Genomic DNA, 18,370 nt, shown 5'->3' on the forward strand with positions numbered 1-18,370 from the left:
GTGCCAATTTCACGTACGGCATTAATCTCACATTCACTTTATCAAAAAAAGTGAGTAAATTAATTCTTCGTCAAAAATTAATTTACTCACTTAGCTTAGTCTGTTTTTACTTAGCGCTTCAGCGCTTACGTAAAAGGCCGAGCTTGGAAATGCCGCGCTCTTTGCGGTAGTTTCAAGTCGTGCCCACCACGTTCCAGCCCAAAATCGAGTTTGTTGCGGAGGACGGCATACTAAACTAAACTGCAAAATATTTAATTTTTAATGTATTCCTATTATGAATTTTTATTAATAAAATCACGATACCAATAGAAACTCTTCTTAGGAATCCGACGTAAGTCTTTTTGATCATCGTCGTCTCGATTAATATAAACAAAGCCATAACGTTTTTTATATCCATTCAACCAACTCAACAAATCGGTGAATGACCAGGCACAATAACCTAATAACTCTACCCCATCGGTCATTGCTCGTTGCATTTCAGTGATATGTTCCTGCAAGTAGTCGATTCGATATTGGTCATTGACGACATTATCTGACTCCAGCTTATCTTGTGCACCTAAGCCATTTTCTGTGACCATGATTGGTAATTGATACTTTTCATATACTCGACGTAAAGCAATTCTGAAACCGACTGGATCAATTTCCCAACCCCATTGGGTTTTGTTCAAATATGGATTTTGCACGTTATTGAACATCGTCGTTTCTGGAGCTTGGGCTTGAGCTGACCTTGGTTGCATCAAATATGGGTCAGTTTTAGAAAAGTTCTTTTCGTGTTGATCTGTATCTGGATGCTCGATTTGATTTTGTTGGAAAGTTCCACCGTGATAGTAATTGATTCCTAAAAAGTCAGGTTTAGCTGATTTCAAAAGTTTCTCATCGGCAGCACTGACTTCTGGGGCAACTCCGAGAGCTTTCAAGTGGTTCATTACTAAAGCGGGATACGTTCCTCGGCAGTAAACATCCAACCACCAATTATTGTTGAAATCGTCAGCGTTGTCAGCTGCTAAAACGTCATTGGGGTTAGCAGTGATTGGATACGTCGGACCATAACCAAAACTTGGGCCGATCATTCCATTTGGAACTAGTTCGTGGAATAAATTAATAACCATGGCATTTGCCAAGTTGATGATGTGGTTGGCAGCGTACATTCGCTTGATGTCAGTCACATTAGGCGGATGTGAGGCCCAACGATAGCCCATGGCGGTGAAAATATTTTGCTCGTTGAAAGTGACCCAGTATTTAACTTTACTTCCATAAGCGTTGAAAACAGCTTGGCAGTATTTTCTGAAGGCATCAATCACACTTCGAGATTCCCAACCACCATACTTATCCTGCAAGGCTTGAGGAATATCCCAATGATAAAGCGTGATTACTGGTTCAATATCATGCGCCAATAAATCATTGATCAAATCGTCGTAGAACTTAATTCCTAATTGATTGATTTCTCCGTCACCATCAGGAATAATTCTTGACCAAGCGATTGAGAAACGATAGGCTTTCAAACCCATCTTAGCCATTAATTCGACGTCTTCTTTATAACGATGATAATGATCAACCGCTACATCACCGTTCGTTCCATGATAAGTTTTGCCAGGAATCTTGGAAAAGGTATCCCAAATTGAAGGCCCTTTACCATCCTCATTCCAAGCTCCCTCTATTTGGTAAGCCGCTGAAGCTGCTCCCCAGAGAAAATTTTTAGGGAATTTTTTTAATTTTTGATAATACATTTTAAGCTCCTTTTACTGCTGAACCAGAAACGGATTCTGATTTTGCATCTGCTTGAGCAGCTTTTTGAGCATCTTCTTCTTGTTCAGTCTTTAATTCTTGTCTGTCTAAGACTTTGAAGAATGGATAGTAAGCTGCTACTGCAACGATTAATTCAATCAATTGCCAAAGAGCTGCACGCCAGTCGCCACCGGTCATTAGAAAACCACTGACAATTGTTGGTGTTGTCCATGGAACTTGGGCTACGATCATACCAATAACACCAAATTTCATTAGGTAATAAGTGATAAGTTCCAAAACCATTGGTGTAACAATGAATGGCACCATCAAAGTTGGGTTCAAAACAACTGGTAGACCGAACATGATAGGTTCACTAATGTTGAAGACTGAAGGCATCAATCCTAAATTACGCATTGCCTTGTAACGTTTACTCTTAGCAGTGAACATACATAAAACTAAACCTAGAATTGCACCAGTACCACCGATTGTCAAACCAAAGTTCAAGAAACCGTCGGCTGCGATATGAACTGGGGCTTCACCCTTTGATACCGCATTGATATTAGCAGTCAAGAAACTCAAGAAAACAGGCGTGTAAATACTTCCGATAACGTTAGTACCATGAACACCAACGACCCATAGTGCTAAGACTAAGAAGATAGCCAATTCAATTCCCCAAATGCTATCTAGTCCAACAACTAATGGTGAGAAGATAACTTGGATAACTGAGTTGATATTAATGTGCATCACAACTCTAACTAACCAAACAATGAATAAAGCAATGGAACCAGGAATCAAAGATGAAAATGACTTTGCAACTGCAGGTGGAACTGAATCTGGTAACTCAATAGTCCAATTACGAGCTACACAGAAACGAATAATTTCACTAGAAATAATGCAGACCACGATAGCAGTAAAGATACCACCAGAACCAAGGTCGGCTGGATCGATGGCCATTTTGTCATTCAACATTGCTAATAAAAATGCAACTGTTGGAATAACCGTTCCGGTCATCGTATCCAATTTATTGGCTTTAGCTGATTGGTAACTAATACCCATCGCTACGATCAAAGCCAAGATACCAAATGTTACTGTAACTGCGGCATTCAAGTAACCAGAAATTGGTTTGATGAAGTCAGCCCACCAAGTGAATGGCAAGTTTGCCACAATCATAAAAATACTTCCAAAAATTGTGAATGGAATTGTAATGATCATCCCATCACGAAGAACAACCATATACTTTAGATTTCCAAATTTTGCCAAAGCGGGCAAGAACTTGTTTTGAAATCCAGAAATAATACTATTCATAAATTTCCCTCCTAGTTAGTTTTTTCATTAAAAGAACTAACTAAAATGTAATCGTTTTCTTTGATTTAGTCAAGGGGATTTTAATGAATAACCAAATTTCTTTTTGAGGGTGATAGTGTTTGCTTGCCGTCTTCCGCACAAAACCTGTGATGGACTGGAACGCTGCCGGCGCAACTTTGAGCTTTTTCAAGTTCGGAAAAATCTCAAAGATTGGCCTTATTCTAAGCGCTAAAGCGCTAAGAATAATTTGGCGGCTGAGCCATCACAGGTTTTGTGCTCCAGACTAGATACTATTCTTATTTTTTTTATAATTTATTCTAGTTTGGGTAACTAGTTCTATTCCAAATCCTTGGAATTTCTGTTTTTGATTTGATTACCTTCTCAATTTTGAATTGAATATACTTTCAAAAAGAAAATAAAAAAACAGCACCCATTTTCTAGTCTTCGAAACTTAATTCGTTCACTATAAAAATAGGTGCCGTTATTCTTTGTTTTAAATCATCTAGGAAAAGGCCTGAATAGAACAGTTATTCCTAGATGAATGGAAAGTAAATAAACCATAGATCCGTTCTTCAGTCCGGAGCAACAAACTCGATTTGGGCTCAGATGTGAAATTTGTCTTGGTGCTTTAGCACCTAGACAAAGGCCAATCTTGGAGACAATTCCCGATTTTGGAATTGGCTTCAAGTTGTGCCCACATCGTTCCAGCCCAAAATCGAGTTTGTTGCGGAGGACGGCATACTACACCATCCCCCAAAAAAGTTAATCAACACTTGGTACTGTTCTTTTCTTAAACTTCAATTCGACTTTTGGTAGCTCTAAAATACTGCGCGTGATCAAGGCACAGCCTCCTAGTAAATTGTCATTATTCGTACTGTCCGCCATCTCGATGTTAATTGGATGATTGACCACATTGCTTAATACATCCTCTACTTCAGGCAATAATTCTGGTATTGCTCGTAAAACTTTTGAACTAAGAACTACTTTTTCGGGATCAAATAAAAGTAAAATATTTTGTAAAATGATTGACAAACTTGCTTGAAAATTCTTTAACACTTCCAAAGTGTCTTCATCTTCTAAGTCATACCAGCGCTTAATATCAGCGATTACCACCGGTTTTCCTTTTAAATCAGTCAAATTATTTATGACTGCTTGATCTGAGCCGACTTCATCCAATGCTGTCGGTTGACTGCTTCCTAATCCGAGATATCTGGCATTACCGATTTCTCCTGCTTGAGAATTTTTCCCGCTATACAATTGTCCGTCAATAATCATCCCGACGCCGACTCGGTCAAACAAACTGACTGCGGCAGCACTTTCAATCTCTCGATCAGAAAAGTCTCTGATGGCAAGGGCTGCTAAGTTAGCCTCATTTTCAACTATGACGGGGACATTGAATCTACTTTGGATAACTTGTACTAAGTCAAAGTTGGCTAGGTCGTTCTTTACGGCACAGACGATTTGATTATTTTTTACAGCGCCATCGATTGCGACTGAGATACCCATTAGGTCTGAATTGTCCAATTCCATTAGCTTGATACCCGAATACAAGGCCAATAATTGTTGGGAAGCTTCTTTGCCTTCAGTTGGAAATTCTTTGTGGTCGATTATGCTGCCATCGAGCCAATTGGCCATACAACTGACCGAATTACTGTTGATTTTAGTATTGATGGTATAGCCGGCTTGGGCGTTGAAATTAGTTAAAACCGGTTTGCGACCGCCACTACTAGTGCTGTTTCCTTGTCCAATGTCATAAACTAAATTGTCATTCTCTAATTGGGTAAAAATATTGTAGACTGTCGATTTGGTCAAGCCTAATTTCTTGGCTACATCGGCTCTTGAGGTTGGTGTCTGATTAAAAACTTCGCGTAAGACATTTAACTCATTAATTCTTCTGATTGTTAGTCGATTCATTTCACCAACCCCTTATAAATTTTTCTATATATACAATCATACTACATGTGTATAGACCAACGAATAAAAAAAACACCAATCCGATTGAATTGATGTTTGTGCACGACAATTGAGGGCATTTCGAGGGCGCGAAATCTTTTTATAAAGTAAATTCAGCTTCGTCTGCGACTAACTTGGCTGATTTTGTCTTGTCGTTGTCGTGCAAGATAACTGTCACATCTCCAGAGAGTCCAGAAGTTTTGACAGTTACTTGATTATTTTCTTTTTTAGCAGTAATTTTTGCGACATCTTGACCATGAATATCGACCACTTTAGTTGAAACTGTTCCGTCAGTTAGTTGATATAGATGGACTTCAACATCCTTGGCGTAGTCATAAGAAGCGTGATGGCTATTATTGTGGCGTACGATGATGCTGTTTTCTCTAACTAGAACTGGCAAACTCAACTCGTCAAATTGTTGATCGACCCACTTGCCAGATTCCGGTGCTTGATAGACTTGTCCATCTAAAATGCTAGTCCACTTGCCACCTGGCAAATAGAAGTGTGCTTGGCCTGTTTCGTTAAAGATCGGAGCAACCAAAATTTGTGAACCAAACATGTATTGGGTGCCATTATCATAGACATTTGGGTCCTTTGGAAATTCCATGAACATTGGACGCATCAACGGATTACCGTAATTTGCAGAATGTGCTGCCTGGGTGTACAAATAAGGCATCAACGACAACTTCAAGTCAACGTAACGCTTAGTATTTTCGACCGCTTCTTGATCAAAATTCCAAGGAACACGATAGACGTTACTGCCGTGATAGCGACTGTGCGATGACAACAAGCCAAACTGGGTCCAGCGCTTATAAAGGTCAGCCGTTGGCATATCTTTACCATCTTCAAAACCACCGATGTCGTGGCTCCAGAAGCCGAAGCCGGAAAGTAAGAATGACAAACCACCACGCAAAGTGTCACGCATCGAATTGTAGTTAGAAAGGCAGTCTCCACCCCAGTGAACTGGATATGATTGTGAACCAGTAGTTGCTGAACGAGCAAAGACGACCGCTTCATCTTCACCTTTCACTTCAGCAATTGCGTCATAAACGGCTTTATTGTATTGCAAAGTATAATAGTTATGCTCTTGTTGAGGATTGGAGCCATCAAAGAATTTCACATCATCGACGGGAATTCGCTCACCAAAGTCAGTCTTAAAGCAGTCGACCCCCATCTTCAATAAGTCCTTGAGCTTATCTTGATACCACTTAACAGCCTTTGGATTAGTAAAGTCAACAAAGCCGTTACCAGCTTGCCAAAGGTCCCATTGCCAAACGTCTCCATTCAAGCGTTTTAACAAATATCCTTTTTCTTTAGCTTCTTTAAATAAAGGTGACTTTTGGGCGATGTAAGGATTGATCCAAACACAAGTCTTGATTCCCCGGTCGTGAATCTTCTTCAATAAACCTTCTGGATCAGGGAATTGATCTCTATCCCAGTCTAAGGTGCACCATTCAAAGCCTTTTTGCCAGAAACAGTCAAAGTGGAAGACATCTAGTGGAATATGGTGTTCCTTCATACCATCGATGAATTTCAAAACCGTTTCTTCACTGTAATCGGTCGTAAATGATGTACTGAGCCAAAGTCCAAATGACCAAGCTGGTGGCAAATTGATCTGACCCGTCAATTGCGTATAACGATGCAAGACTTCTTGTGGCGTTGGTCCGTAGATTACGTAATACTGCAATGATTGACCCTCAGTACTGAATTGTACCCGGTCAACATTTTCTGAACCAATTTCAAACGAAACCCGTTGTGGTTCATCGACAAATACCCCGTATCCTTTGCTACTGAGGTAAAATGGCACATTCTTGTATGCTTGTTCACTACCCGTACCACCATCTTGATTCCAAATATCAACTGATTGACCATTTTTAACAAAGTTTCCAAAACGTTCGCCTAATCCATAAATTTTTTCATCAATTCCCATTGATAATTGTTCACGCATGTAATTGATTTTCTTATCATGATCATAAATGACCCCTTGAGCCTTAGGTGCCGACTCGGTAATCAAATGATTATTTGCGCTAAATTTTAAATTGAAATCACGCTTCAAAGGTAACGTCAATTTCAAATCGCCACTTTGTAAACTTGCTAAATCCTTGTCGATTGAAATATCAATATCTGGCTTTAAATCATTAATTTTAAAAGCTGGACCATGATCTTCACTGTCAAAATGTTCTAACTTTACGCCAATAACATTCTCAACTGGTGAAGTAAAGGTCAAAGTCGTTGCCCCAAGATTCAATTGATCACCACGACTAGTGATTTTCTTAAATGGCGCAAAGGCCGACAATGTCCGGTCTTCTTTTTTTACGTCATAAACTTCCATTGGTGAATCAACGTCATATTGCTCACGATTCATCCAATAACCATTAGTAAACTTCACTAAATGCACCCTCTTTATCGGTATTTTAGTTTGTTCTTTTAACGAACTAACTAAGTTAACGCTTACATTATAAACAACATTAACCACATAATTCAATTGATTTTTTGATTTCTTTTCAAATTTTGCTAAAAAAGTAGTATTTTGTGGTATTTCTTTTAGGTGAAGTATGCCGCCTTCCGCACAAAACCTGCGATGGACTGGAACGCTGCCGGCGCTATTTTGAGCTTTTGCACAGTACGCAAAATCTCAAAACTAGGCCTTATTCTAAGCGCTAAAGCGCTAAGAATAATTTGGCGGCTGAGCCATCGCAGGTTTTGTGCTCCAGGCTGAATTTTACTTCTATGATTTATCTACTTTCCATTCATTTAAGAATACTAATTCTATTCTGACTTGGATCTTGGTATTTTGATGAGTTATTGTGTTTTCCCCCTCTATTCAAAATGGGAATAATACATTAAAAGAAAAAAGACCCTACTAGTTTGCAACTTTTTCCTGCAACTCTTGTAAGATCTTCTATTTTTTACATCAAATTAAATCAATCAAAATATTAAATGCTCTAACGCATCCAGACTATAAAACAGTTAAGTCCCCAATTCGAATAGAAGTATATCTAATTTCAGAATTTACTGAGATGCTGCAAAAATCTGAAATCCAGTCTGGAGCAACAGCTCTGGGAAATGCTCAGCCCTGAAATTTTTGTTAATGCTTTAGCATTTACAAAAAGGCCAATCTTGAAGACAATTCCCGCTTTTGGAATTGGCTCCAAGTTGTGCCCAGAGCGTTCCAGCGTTTCCCAGAGCTGTTGTGGAAGACGGCAATACACCACTCCCCTTCAAAAGAACTATCTCAAATTATTTTTAAAACAATTCTCTAAAATGAGCTTCTAAAAATGTTGCTATTCCGTCATTTACGTTTGAATCGGTGACAAAGTTTGCTGTCTCTTTGATTTCTGGAATGGCATTGCCCATTGCTACTGAATAATGAGCTTGTTTCATCATTCCTAAATCATTCATCCCATCTCCGAAAACGAAGGTGTGATCTTTGTCGACGCCTGTTTCTAATTGAACTTTTTTGATGGCTGTCCCTTTGTCAGTCTTTAACGGAATCATTTCAATATTATCGGGGCCTGAGGCAGATAGGCGTAATAGTTTTGTGGCAGCTAATTCTTTTCTTACTTGGTCCAATTCATCCATATTACCGCGTGACAAGACTACTCCATTAGTAATAATTCCGGCAACTTTTTGTAATTCTTCAAAATTTTCAATCTCATGGTAACCAAAAGCTTCATCGAAGTTTCCGGCATTTTGAGCGATGAAGTGTGGAATCTTTTCAGTGAAGTAAGCTGTATCTGGGGTAAATAGCATCATTGGTAATTTGCGGTCGTGTGTCACTTTATAAGCTTCCTCGACTGTCTTCTTGCCCAAAAGTGTGACTTCTTGACCGTTGATTCCGTCAAAAACGGCACCATTTGAGGTAATCATCCCTACTTCTGGATTCAAACGGTTCTGGGTGATTTTGGCTAATTCGTACATTCGACCGGTCGAGATGTAAAATTTTACTTCGTGTTTTTGCAGTTTTTCGATCGTAGCCTTTGTACGAACTGAAATATGCTTGTGGTCGCTTCCTAACAAAGTATTATCAAGATCCATAAAAACTAAATATTTTGGCATCACAATTCCCTCGAATCATTATTAGTAAACTCATATTCTATTGTACCAAATTATTGGAACCGTTTACTTTACTTTGCCAGAAATTTCACCCCTTGACAGACAAAATTGTCTAGTTGTAAATCCATATCTTACTCAAACAAGCTAAGCTTTTAAATACCACATACTCTGTAACAGTCCCAATCCCAAATTGAGTTTGTTGTGGAGGACAGCATACTTCAACAAAAAAATCCTAAAGGACTTTTGCCTTTAGGATTTTTTAAAATTAATTTAATTTGCGATAACGATACTTATTTGCGTAAACAATTTTTTCATCTTTGTTCAAAATAGTATCGCCAAATTCTGGATGATGAATTGCATCAGGTAATGTCTGTAATTCCATTGCTAAACAGTCATATTCACGCTTATCAGCCTTTTTCTCATCGATTGGGTTAGCAGTAAAAATAACCATCCCATTACGGTCAGTTTCCAAATCTACTGCACGATCTTTACTACTGATAGTTGCAGCGGATCGACCTACAACAAAAGCATCATCATATTCAAACTTATCAAGCAAGGCTAATTCATCTAGCCCTTTACCAATTGTCTTAGGCTCTTTGAAATCATATGGGCCATCAGTTGGCAACAAACGACCAGTTGGAACTTTGCCGTCGTCAACATCGAGAAAGTTATCTGCGTTAATTTGAAGTTTTTGATCACGAATATTTTCGTCACCAACGTTGAAGTAAACGTGACAAGTTGGATTAAAGAGTGTGTCATGGTCACTAATTCCAGAGTAAAGAATTGTTACTTCATCTTCATCGCTTAAAATATAAACGACACTAACCGCTAATTTGCCTGGAAAGCCATCCTCACCATCGACAACATATTTAAATTTAACGGCTTGGTCAGTCACAATTTCACCTTTAAAGTTTTGATATTGCAAACCGTGGCTGCCACCGTGCAAGAAGTTTTCACCCTCATTTTGCTCCATCTGATACTCTTGACCTTTGATCTTGAAAGTAGCGTCTTTGATCCGACCAGCTACACGTCCAATCGTTTTCCCAACTTGATAAGGTGTTTTGATGTAATCGTCAAGGTTATCAAAATGTTCGATCAATGAATGTTTCTGTCCGTTTTCCACTACCTCAAAATTTTGCCAAGTTGCAGCATAACTTAAAACACTAATACTTGTTTGATTTTTATTAGTAATTTTGTAGAGGTAAACCGGTTCAGAATCAATTTCCCCAAAAATTGTTTTTGAAACTGTCATATTCCTACCTACTTTTTATTTTATTAAGCCATAGCTTTCTTGATGTTTTCCAAAGTTACTTCTGAAGTGTCGTTAAAGTTGATGTCAGCAGCTTTAAGAACTTCTGGATCACCAATTCCGATTGAAGTTTCATTAGCCGCATTGATTGATTGTACACCAGCAGCAGCATCTTCAACCCCGATACATTCTTCAGGCTTCAAGTTCAAGATTTCGGCACCACGAACGTAGATTTCTGGATCTGGCTTACCGTGTTTCAAAGTAGCTGGATCAACACGTTCCTTGAAGTATTTATCAAGATTCAAAGCTTCCAAGACTTTTGGAGCATTCTTTGAAGCTGAGGCTAGAGAAATCAAATAGTTGTGAGCAGCAAGATCTTCGATGAAGTCTTTCATACCAGGCAAGATATCGTCATCAGTTAAATTGCTCAAAAGATTGACGTAGTTTTCATTTTTCTTAGTAGCGTATTTAACCTTTTCTTCTTGTGTGTAATCGTTTTCTTTGCCGCCAGCTTTAAGAATCAATTCCAAAGAATCCATCCGGCTGACACCCTTTAATTGGTCGCCCAGTTCATCTGTCCATGTGACACCTAATTCATCAGCCAATTGGTGCCAAGCTTTTGCGTGATAAATTGATGTACTAGCAATCACGCCATCTAGATCGAATACAAAACCTTTAATTTGTTCAAATTTTACCATAAGTCTTCTCCTTCACAAAAAGGTGCCCGAAGAAACTTCAGACACCTTAAAATACAATTATTTAAGCATTAGTGGTTTGTCATAAACGTTGATTTGAAGTGGATCTCCTGAAACTAACTTGAATTCTGGTCCAGCTTCTTTAACAGTTACTTCGATGACACGACCTCTGAATACTTGTCTGAATGAGTAGCTGTTCCATTTCTTAGGTAGGAATGGTTTGTAGCTCAAAGTACCATCGTCATGTACACGCATACCAGCAAATCCTTGAACCATAGCTAACCAGCCACCTGTCATGGATGTGATATGTAAACCATCTGCAGTGTCATTATTATAATTGTCTAAGTCTAGTCTAGCTGTTCTCTCATATAAAGCAACCGCTTTCTCTTCATAATGAAGGTCAGCTGCTAATACCGAGTGAATTGCAGGCGAAAGACTTGACTCGTGAACTGTCAATGGTTCATAGAAATCAAAGTTACGTTTCTTTTCACGATCTGAGAAGTCATCAATGAAGTCCCAGATTCCTTGAAGAACATCACCTTGTTTGATATATGGTGAACGTAAAATCTTATCCCATGACCAATTTTGGTTGATTGGTAATTGATCTTCTGGAATAGCACTGACTGGTTCGATGTCTTTATCTAAGAAACCGTCGTGTTGAACAAAGATTCCTAGATCTTCATCATATGGTAGATACATTTTGTCTACAATATCTTGCCAGTGAGCCATTTCTTCTTTAGTAACAGCAAGTTTAGCAAATTGATCTTTTGAAACTTCTCCAAGAATTTCCAAAGTGTACTTCAAAGTCCAACGAGCTAACAAGTTAGTGTACCAGTTATTGTCAACGTTATTTTCGTATTCATCCGGACCAGTTACACCGTGAATCATATATTGTTCGTTACGTTTGCTGTAATGAACACGATCAGCCCAGAAACGTGACATTTCTGTCAACATCTTACTACCTTCGTGAAGAACAAATGACTTATCACCTGTGTAACGAGTGTAATTGTAAATAGCGAACGCTATATCGCCGTTACGGTGAATTTCTTCAAAAGTGATTTCCCATTCGTTATGACATTCAATTCCGTTGAAGGTAACCATTGGGTACAAAGCACCTTTGAGGCCTTGTCTTTGGGCGTTGATGTAAGCTCCATCGAGTTGGTTATAACGATACATCAAAAGATTTCTAGTAACTTCTGGTTGTGACACACCTAGATAAACGGGGATACAAAATGCTTCTGTGTCCCAGTAAGTAGCCCCACCGTATTTTTCACCAGTGAATCCTTTTGGTCCGATATTCAAGCGTGAATCTTCGCCAGAATATGTTGTGAATAAGCCAAAGAGATTAAAACGCATACCTTGTTGAGCATCTGTGTCGCCGTCGATCTTGATATCTGATTGATTCCAACGATCAGCCCAAACATTTTCATGTGCTGAAAGTAAATCATCATAGTCTACCTTAGCAGTTCTAGCAGAAATACCTTCCATGGCATCTCGAATGTCGTCAACTGATTCATAGTCACGAGATGTGACAACGATAACACGTTTTTCAAGACTACCGACTTCATTTGGTTGAAGGTTGATTTCAAAAGTCTTGCTTGTTTCTAACTTACCAACTTCATGATCGACTTCTTTTAATCCAGTTACATAGCTAACTTGCATTCCAGAAGTAAATCTTGGAGTACCAAAGTCGTTTGGTTTAGTTTCCGCAATGATACCATCTTCAGTAATTTCTAGAACTTGCCAGAAGTGTTCATCGTAGTTGGCATCTTCATTTTTCACGTCAGCATCTAAGCTAGAGATAACTTTAACGTCAACTGCTTTGTCACCAACGTTTTCAAAGCTAACTTTTTGAACTGATAGTTCTTTTTGAGCGACACTTAAAAATCTTTCAAAATTGAATTTAACTTTACTACCGTCTTTTTCAACTACAAAGGAACGATTCAATTTGGCATTCTTCATATCCAAATCTAAAGTAAAATCGCTGATTTTATCAGTGTATAAATCAAGTTTTGAACCATCGATCAAGAAGTTCATCTTAATGAAATTAACGGCATTGATAACTTTACCAAAGTAATCAGGATAGCCATTCTTCCACCAGCCAACACGGGTCTTATCAGGATACCAGACACCGGCTAAATAAATTCCTGGTAGACTGTCGCCGGAGTAATCTTCTTCAAAATTACCACGCATCCCCATGTAACCATTTCCTAAGCTGGTCAAACTCTCTTGTAGTCGCTTATTTTCCTTGTCTAATTTGTGTGTGACCACATTCCAAGGTGCCACTTCAAATATTCTTTTCATCTTTCAAACCACCATACATATAAAATTTAACTTCTAATTAATTTTTTTAAAAACTGTTACAGCGAAAGGTGCAACTTGTAAATTCTTGTTAATTTGTAAAGTTTCATCATTAGTCAAAACTACTTGCCAATTGTGTTTAACAATCTTTTCTGGCAACGTTACATTGCGAGATTTTTCACCCAAGTTGCTAATAATTAAGAAAGTCTGTTCTGAATCTTTTCGTAAATAACTGAAGACACTTGGATCATTGTCTAAAATCAATTCAAAACTACCATCAGAAAAGGCTTTTTCACTCTTTCTTAAGGCAATCAATTTCTTGTAGAAATTCAAGATTGAATCACTATCCTGAATTTCTGCTTCAACATTGATTGTTTGGTGATTGTCATTAACTGCTAGCCAAGGAGTCTTATCGGAAAAGCCGGCAAATTTTGAATCATCCCATTGCATTGGTGTTCGAGCATTGTCTCGTGACCAATGTGACATGATTTTCATCGTCTCTTCCTTTGAGTGACCACTTTGTTCGATTTGTTTAAAGATATCCATATCTAAGCCATCCATTTGATCAGGTTTAGTGAATGGATAGTTAGTCATCCCTAGTTCTTGTCCTTGGTAAATAAAAGGCGTTCCTCTTAACAACATATAAGTCGCCGCAATTGCTTTAGCTGACTGTTTAGTTTGATTACCTAAAACCGTATTGATTCTAGGATTGTCGTGATTTTCCACGTAGAGTGCATTCCAACCACCATCAGCTAAATCACGTTGCCAACGAGCCAAGACTTTCTTAAAACCTAGCGGTTGGATTCGTTGTTCCCCGGGCTTGCCGACTTGAACATTTTGTTCGAGTTGGAAAATCATATTGATGTAACCATCACGATTAGGATCGGTCCAATTGATAGCCTTGCGACTCGTAACACCGCTAGCTTCACCAACTGTCATGACTGAATACTCGTTGAAAATATCACGTAGTTCAGTCATATATTTGTCAATTCCTTTAACATTCATAAAAGGTGCCCAAGGGTTATCTTTAATTTTGAAGTCCCAAGGCTCTTTTTGAATGTGGCTGATGGCATCCATTCTAAATCCATCAATACCCAAATCAAGCCACCAACGAATCATCTTGTAGATTGCTTGCCGAACTTTGGGGTTCTTCCAATTTAAGTCCGGTTGCTGTGCTGCAAAAACATGGAAGTAGGCTTGACCAGAATTTTTATCGTAAGTCCAAGCAGAATGTCCAGAAAAACTCTTCCAATCATTTGGCATCTTATCCTCAGTCGCATCGGCCCACAGGTAGTAATCACGATAAGGATTATCCTTACCCTTCTTTGATTCTAAGAACCAAGGATGTTGGTCAGAAGTATGATTAACTACTAGATCTAAGATGATCTTGATATCTAAGGCATGAGCTTTACTCAACAACTCTTTGAAATCATCCATCGTCCCAAATTCAGGTTCAATACTTTCATAGTCAGAAATATCGTAACCATTGTCGACATTAGGTGATTTATAGATTGGATTGACCCAGATAAAATCAACACCCAAGTCTTTTAAATAAGGTAACTTTTCGATGATACCGCGGATATCACCCACACCGTCATCGTTAGTATCTTTGAAACTCCGTGGATAAACTTGATATCCAACAGCGTTTTTCCACCAAGTTTTATCTGCCATCTTAATCCTCCACTTTCACAACAAATGATTCCCAAGGACTCAATTCAAGTTTTGAGACATCCTTGATTGCATGATCATAATTTTGAATAATCGTCTCACCAACTTTTTCATCAAAAGAAACAGTTTGTTTATCATTTGAGAAGTTGTTGACGATTAGCCAAGTTTGACCTTGATAGGATCTTTCATAAGCAAAAATCGTATCTGGTGTATCGAGTAATTTGAAATCTCCCCAAATCATGATTGGGTTATCTTTTCTGAGTTGAACTAATTTTTGATAAGTATAGAAAACTGAATTCTTGTCAGCTAAGGCATCTTTGACGTTGATTTGTTTGTAGTTTGGATTAACGGCTAACCATGGTGTACCAGTTGTGAAGCCACCATTTTCACTTTCATCCCATTGAATTGGGGTTCTAGCGTTATCACGGCCTTTAGTATTGATCGACTTGATGATATCTGCTTTCTTATATCCAGCCTCAAGTCTTTCATGATACATGTTGCGGCTTTCAATATCTTCAACTTCGGAAATATCAGCAATTGGTTTGTTCGTCATACCGATTTCTTCGCCTTGATAGATGTAAGGTGTTCCCTTCATCATGTGCAGCAAAATAGCGAACATTTTAGCACTTTCAACTCGGTATTCTTTATCATTGCCCCAGCGGGAAACGATTCTTGGTAGGTCATGGTTATTCCAGAAGAGTGAATTCCAACCTTCATTGCCAAGTTCTGTCTGCCATTTAGCCAAGACAGCTTTTAATTTACCAACATTTAATGGTAGAAGATCCCATTTCTGTTTACCTGGTTGTTGATCCAATTCACTATGTTCAAACTGGAAGACCATAGCTAATTCTTCACGTTTAGGATCAGAATACATTTTGGCGATTTCTGGCGTTGCACCCCAGGTTTCACCAACTGTTAACATATCCTTTTTTCCAAAGGTTGCACGGTTCATTTCGTGAAGATACTCATGAAGTTTAGGACCGTTACCAGTAATTTCTTTATCTGGTTGCTTACCAATCAGATCGATAACATCCATTCGGAAACCACCGATACCCTTATCAATCCAAAAGTTCATCATGTCATAAACCGCTTGACGAACCTTGGGATTTTCCCAATTCAAATCTGGTTGTTTCTTACTGAATAGATGTAAGTAATATTGACCGGACTTTTCATCATATTGCCAAGCGCTGCCGCTAAAGGATGACTTCAAATCATTTGGTACGCCACCATCTTTAGGGTCACGCCAGATGTAATAGTCACGATAAGGATTGTCCTTACCCTTTTTAGCTTCAATGAACCACTTGTGTTCATCAGAAGTGTGATTAACTACTAGATCCATCACGATTCTGATATTGCGTTTTTTAGCTTCAGCAATTAACTTGTCCATATCGGCCATGGTTCCAAATTCCTGCATGATATCTTCATAGTCTGAAATATCATAACCGTTGTCGTCATTAGGTGAACGATAGACTGGTGAGAGCCAAATTGCTCCGATTCCTAAATTTTGTAAATAATCTAGTTTACTGATGACTCCTTGTAGATCACCAATTCCATCACCATTTGAATCCTTAAAACTGCGTGGATAAACTTGATATACGGTTGTTTCTTGCCACCAATGTTTTTGCAAATTAAGCACCTCTCTATTTAACTAATGCGAACCCTTTAGGACTGATAGTTAATTCTTGATTATTATTTTCAATTAAATTACTTAAGATTATTTCTCGATCATTTGAAACTGTTTGAGCTTTTTGACCAGAGTTCAAAATAATTTTGACTTCTTGACCATTCAATTGACGACTCAAGACGATCAAACCATTATCGGCAACCTTTTCCCAAACCATTTCCCCTTCGGAAAGAATCTTTTGGTTATTTTTTCTAACGTTAATTAAATTTTGGAAGAAACTAAACAAGTTTTTATCTTGTTTGGATTCATCCCAAACCATACATTTACGACAATCAGGATCATTACCGCCGTCCATACCAAATTCGTCACCATAGTAGATACATGGAACTCCCGGTTGTAAGTAGGTAAAGGCAAGTGTTTGTTTCATCAAATCTTTATCATCACCGGCTTCAGTCAACAATCTAGCTGTATCATGAGAATCTAAAACATTGAATTGAATCTGATCAGTTTGATCACGATAAAGCATCAATTGATCGTTAATATCAGAAACCATCTTGTCGGCAGAAATTTGTTTCTTCAACAAGTACTTCGAAATGGAATCAGTATAGGCATAATTCATTACCGCGCTGAACTGATCTCCTTGTAGCCAACCTTGTGATGAGTGCCAGACTTCTCCTAAGATATAGAAGTCTTTTTTGACACTGTCGCAAGCACGTCTAAAGTCACGCCAGAATTCATGGTCAATTTCGTTAGCAACGTCTAGTCGCCAAGCGTCGATGTCGAATTCTTCGATCCAATATTTAGCAATCTTGATCAAATGTTCTTTGACTTCAGGATTGGCAGTATTGAGTTTTGGCATGTGTGGTGTAAAGGCAAAGGTATCGTATGTAATATCTTTGGCCTCATCAAAGCCGGTATCTTGATAAGTTACTGGGAACTTATTGATATGGAACCAATCAGCATATTTTGAATTCTCACCATTCTTTACGACATCTTGCCATTGTGGAGAATTGTCACCCATGTGGTTAAAGACGGCATCTAGCATCACTTTGATTCCTCGTTTGTGGCACTCATCTACCAATTTTTTAAACGTCTGCTTGTCCCCAAAGGCGGGATCTATTTCCATGTAGTCAATTGTGTCATATTTGTGATTAGACTTAGCTTTAAAGATAGGACAGAAATAGATTCCGTTGATACCGAGGTCTTGCAAATAATCTAAGTGATCAATTACACCTTGTAAGTCACCACCGAAAAAGTCAGTTGGTGATGGGTCTTTTGATCCCCATGGCAAAGTATTTTGGGGGTCATTTGTTTTATCACCGTTGGCAAATCTGTCTGGAAAGATTTGATACCAAACAGTCTTTTTAACCCATTCTGGGGCTTTAAAACGATCTACTTCGTGGAAGTAAGGCATTCTAAAGTAGTTATCAGGACTGTTATAAACATCTGGTTCAAAATCGAACACACCATGATCGCCATAAAAGACGGTTATTCCATCATTTCCGGTCAATTTAAACGCATATGAGATACGTTTAAAAGGTTCAGTTAGTTCGATCGTCCAAAAATCATATAAATCTGTTGTCAAATATCGCTTCATCGGACTAGCTTTTTCTTGCCAATGATCGGTTTGTAATGTATACGGATCCCCGTGAATTAAAGCGACTTCTTTCATATCACCACGAGCTGTTCTCAAGCGAATATGCATCAAATTATCCTTATATAGGTATGCAAATTCACTGTCTGGACGATGGTAGATTGCTGGTGTATTCATTGAAAATACCTCTCATTTTTTAA

At 38.4% G+C, this 18,370-nt stretch carries 11 protein-coding genes; all 11 read right to left on the minus strand.

All coding sequences use genetic code 11. From position 1 onward, the window contains the following. Positions 1-272: 272 nt before the first annotated feature. On the minus strand, positions 273-1,727 hold the full coding sequence (locus EGT49_RS09205; protein ID WP_135373690.1) for a glycoside hydrolase family 1 protein: 1,455 nt from the start codon (positions 1,725-1,727) through the stop codon (positions 273-275). Position 1,728: 1 nt separating this feature from the next. Next, positions 1,729-3,030: a PTS sugar transporter subunit IIC gene (locus EGT49_RS09210; protein ID WP_135373692.1), complete on the minus strand. Its 1,302-nt coding sequence runs from the start codon at positions 3,028-3,030 to the stop codon at positions 1,729-1,731. Positions 3,031-3,792: 762 nt separating this feature from the next. Next, positions 3,793-4,944 carry an ROK family transcriptional regulator gene (locus tag EGT49_RS09215; RefSeq protein WP_135373694.1) on the minus strand — a complete coding sequence of 384 codons (1,152 nt, stop codon included), beginning with the start codon at positions 4,942-4,944 and terminating at the stop codon, positions 3,793-3,795. A 139-nt stretch (positions 4,945-5,083) separates the two neighbouring features. Continuing rightward, positions 5,084-7,372, minus strand: a complete 2,289-nt coding sequence (gene yicI / locus EGT49_RS09220) for an alpha-xylosidase (protein WP_135373696.1) — start codon at positions 7,370-7,372, stop codon at positions 5,084-5,086. An 857-nt stretch (positions 7,373-8,229) separates the two neighbouring features. Beyond that, positions 8,230-9,042, minus strand: a complete 813-nt coding sequence (locus EGT49_RS09230; protein ID WP_135373700.1) for an HAD family hydrolase — start codon at positions 9,040-9,042, stop codon at positions 8,230-8,232. A gap of 262 nt (positions 9,043-9,304) precedes the next feature. Then, positions 9,305-10,291 (minus strand): aldose epimerase family protein, encoded by a 987-nt coding sequence (locus tag EGT49_RS09235; RefSeq protein WP_135373702.1) that lies wholly within the window; start codon positions 10,289-10,291, stop codon positions 9,305-9,307. A gap of 23 nt (positions 10,292-10,314) precedes the next feature. Further along, the gene (gene pgmB, locus EGT49_RS09240) at positions 10,315-10,986 is read right to left on the minus strand and encodes a beta-phosphoglucomutase (RefSeq protein WP_135373704.1); all 672 of its coding nucleotides are present in this window, start codon (positions 10,984-10,986) and stop codon (positions 10,315-10,317) included. Between the two features lie 57 nt (positions 10,987-11,043). After that, positions 11,044-13,287, minus strand: a complete 2,244-nt coding sequence (locus tag EGT49_RS09245; protein ID WP_135373706.1) for a glycoside hydrolase family 65 protein — start codon at positions 13,285-13,287, stop codon at positions 11,044-11,046. 33 nt (positions 13,288-13,320) lie between these two features. Continuing rightward, positions 13,321-14,955: a glycoside hydrolase family 13 protein gene (locus EGT49_RS09250; protein WP_135373708.1), complete on the minus strand. Its 1,635-nt coding sequence runs from the start codon at positions 14,953-14,955 to the stop codon at positions 13,321-13,323. A 1-nt stretch (position 14,956) separates the two neighbouring features. Next, entirely contained in the window at positions 14,957-16,579 is a 1,623-nt protein-coding gene (locus tag EGT49_RS09255; protein WP_135373710.1) for a glycoside hydrolase family 13 protein, read from the minus strand. Between the two features lie 13 nt (positions 16,580-16,592). After that, positions 16,593-18,347 (minus strand): glycoside hydrolase family 13 protein, encoded by a 1,755-nt coding sequence (locus EGT49_RS09260; RefSeq protein ID WP_135373712.1) that lies wholly within the window; start codon positions 18,345-18,347, stop codon positions 16,593-16,595. Positions 18,348-18,370 lie beyond the last annotated feature (23 nt).

The organism is Companilactobacillus suantsaicola (assembly GCF_004745525.1).
In the GTDB taxonomy this organism is placed as follows: Bacteria; Bacillota; Bacilli; order Lactobacillales; family Lactobacillaceae; genus Companilactobacillus; species Companilactobacillus suantsaicola.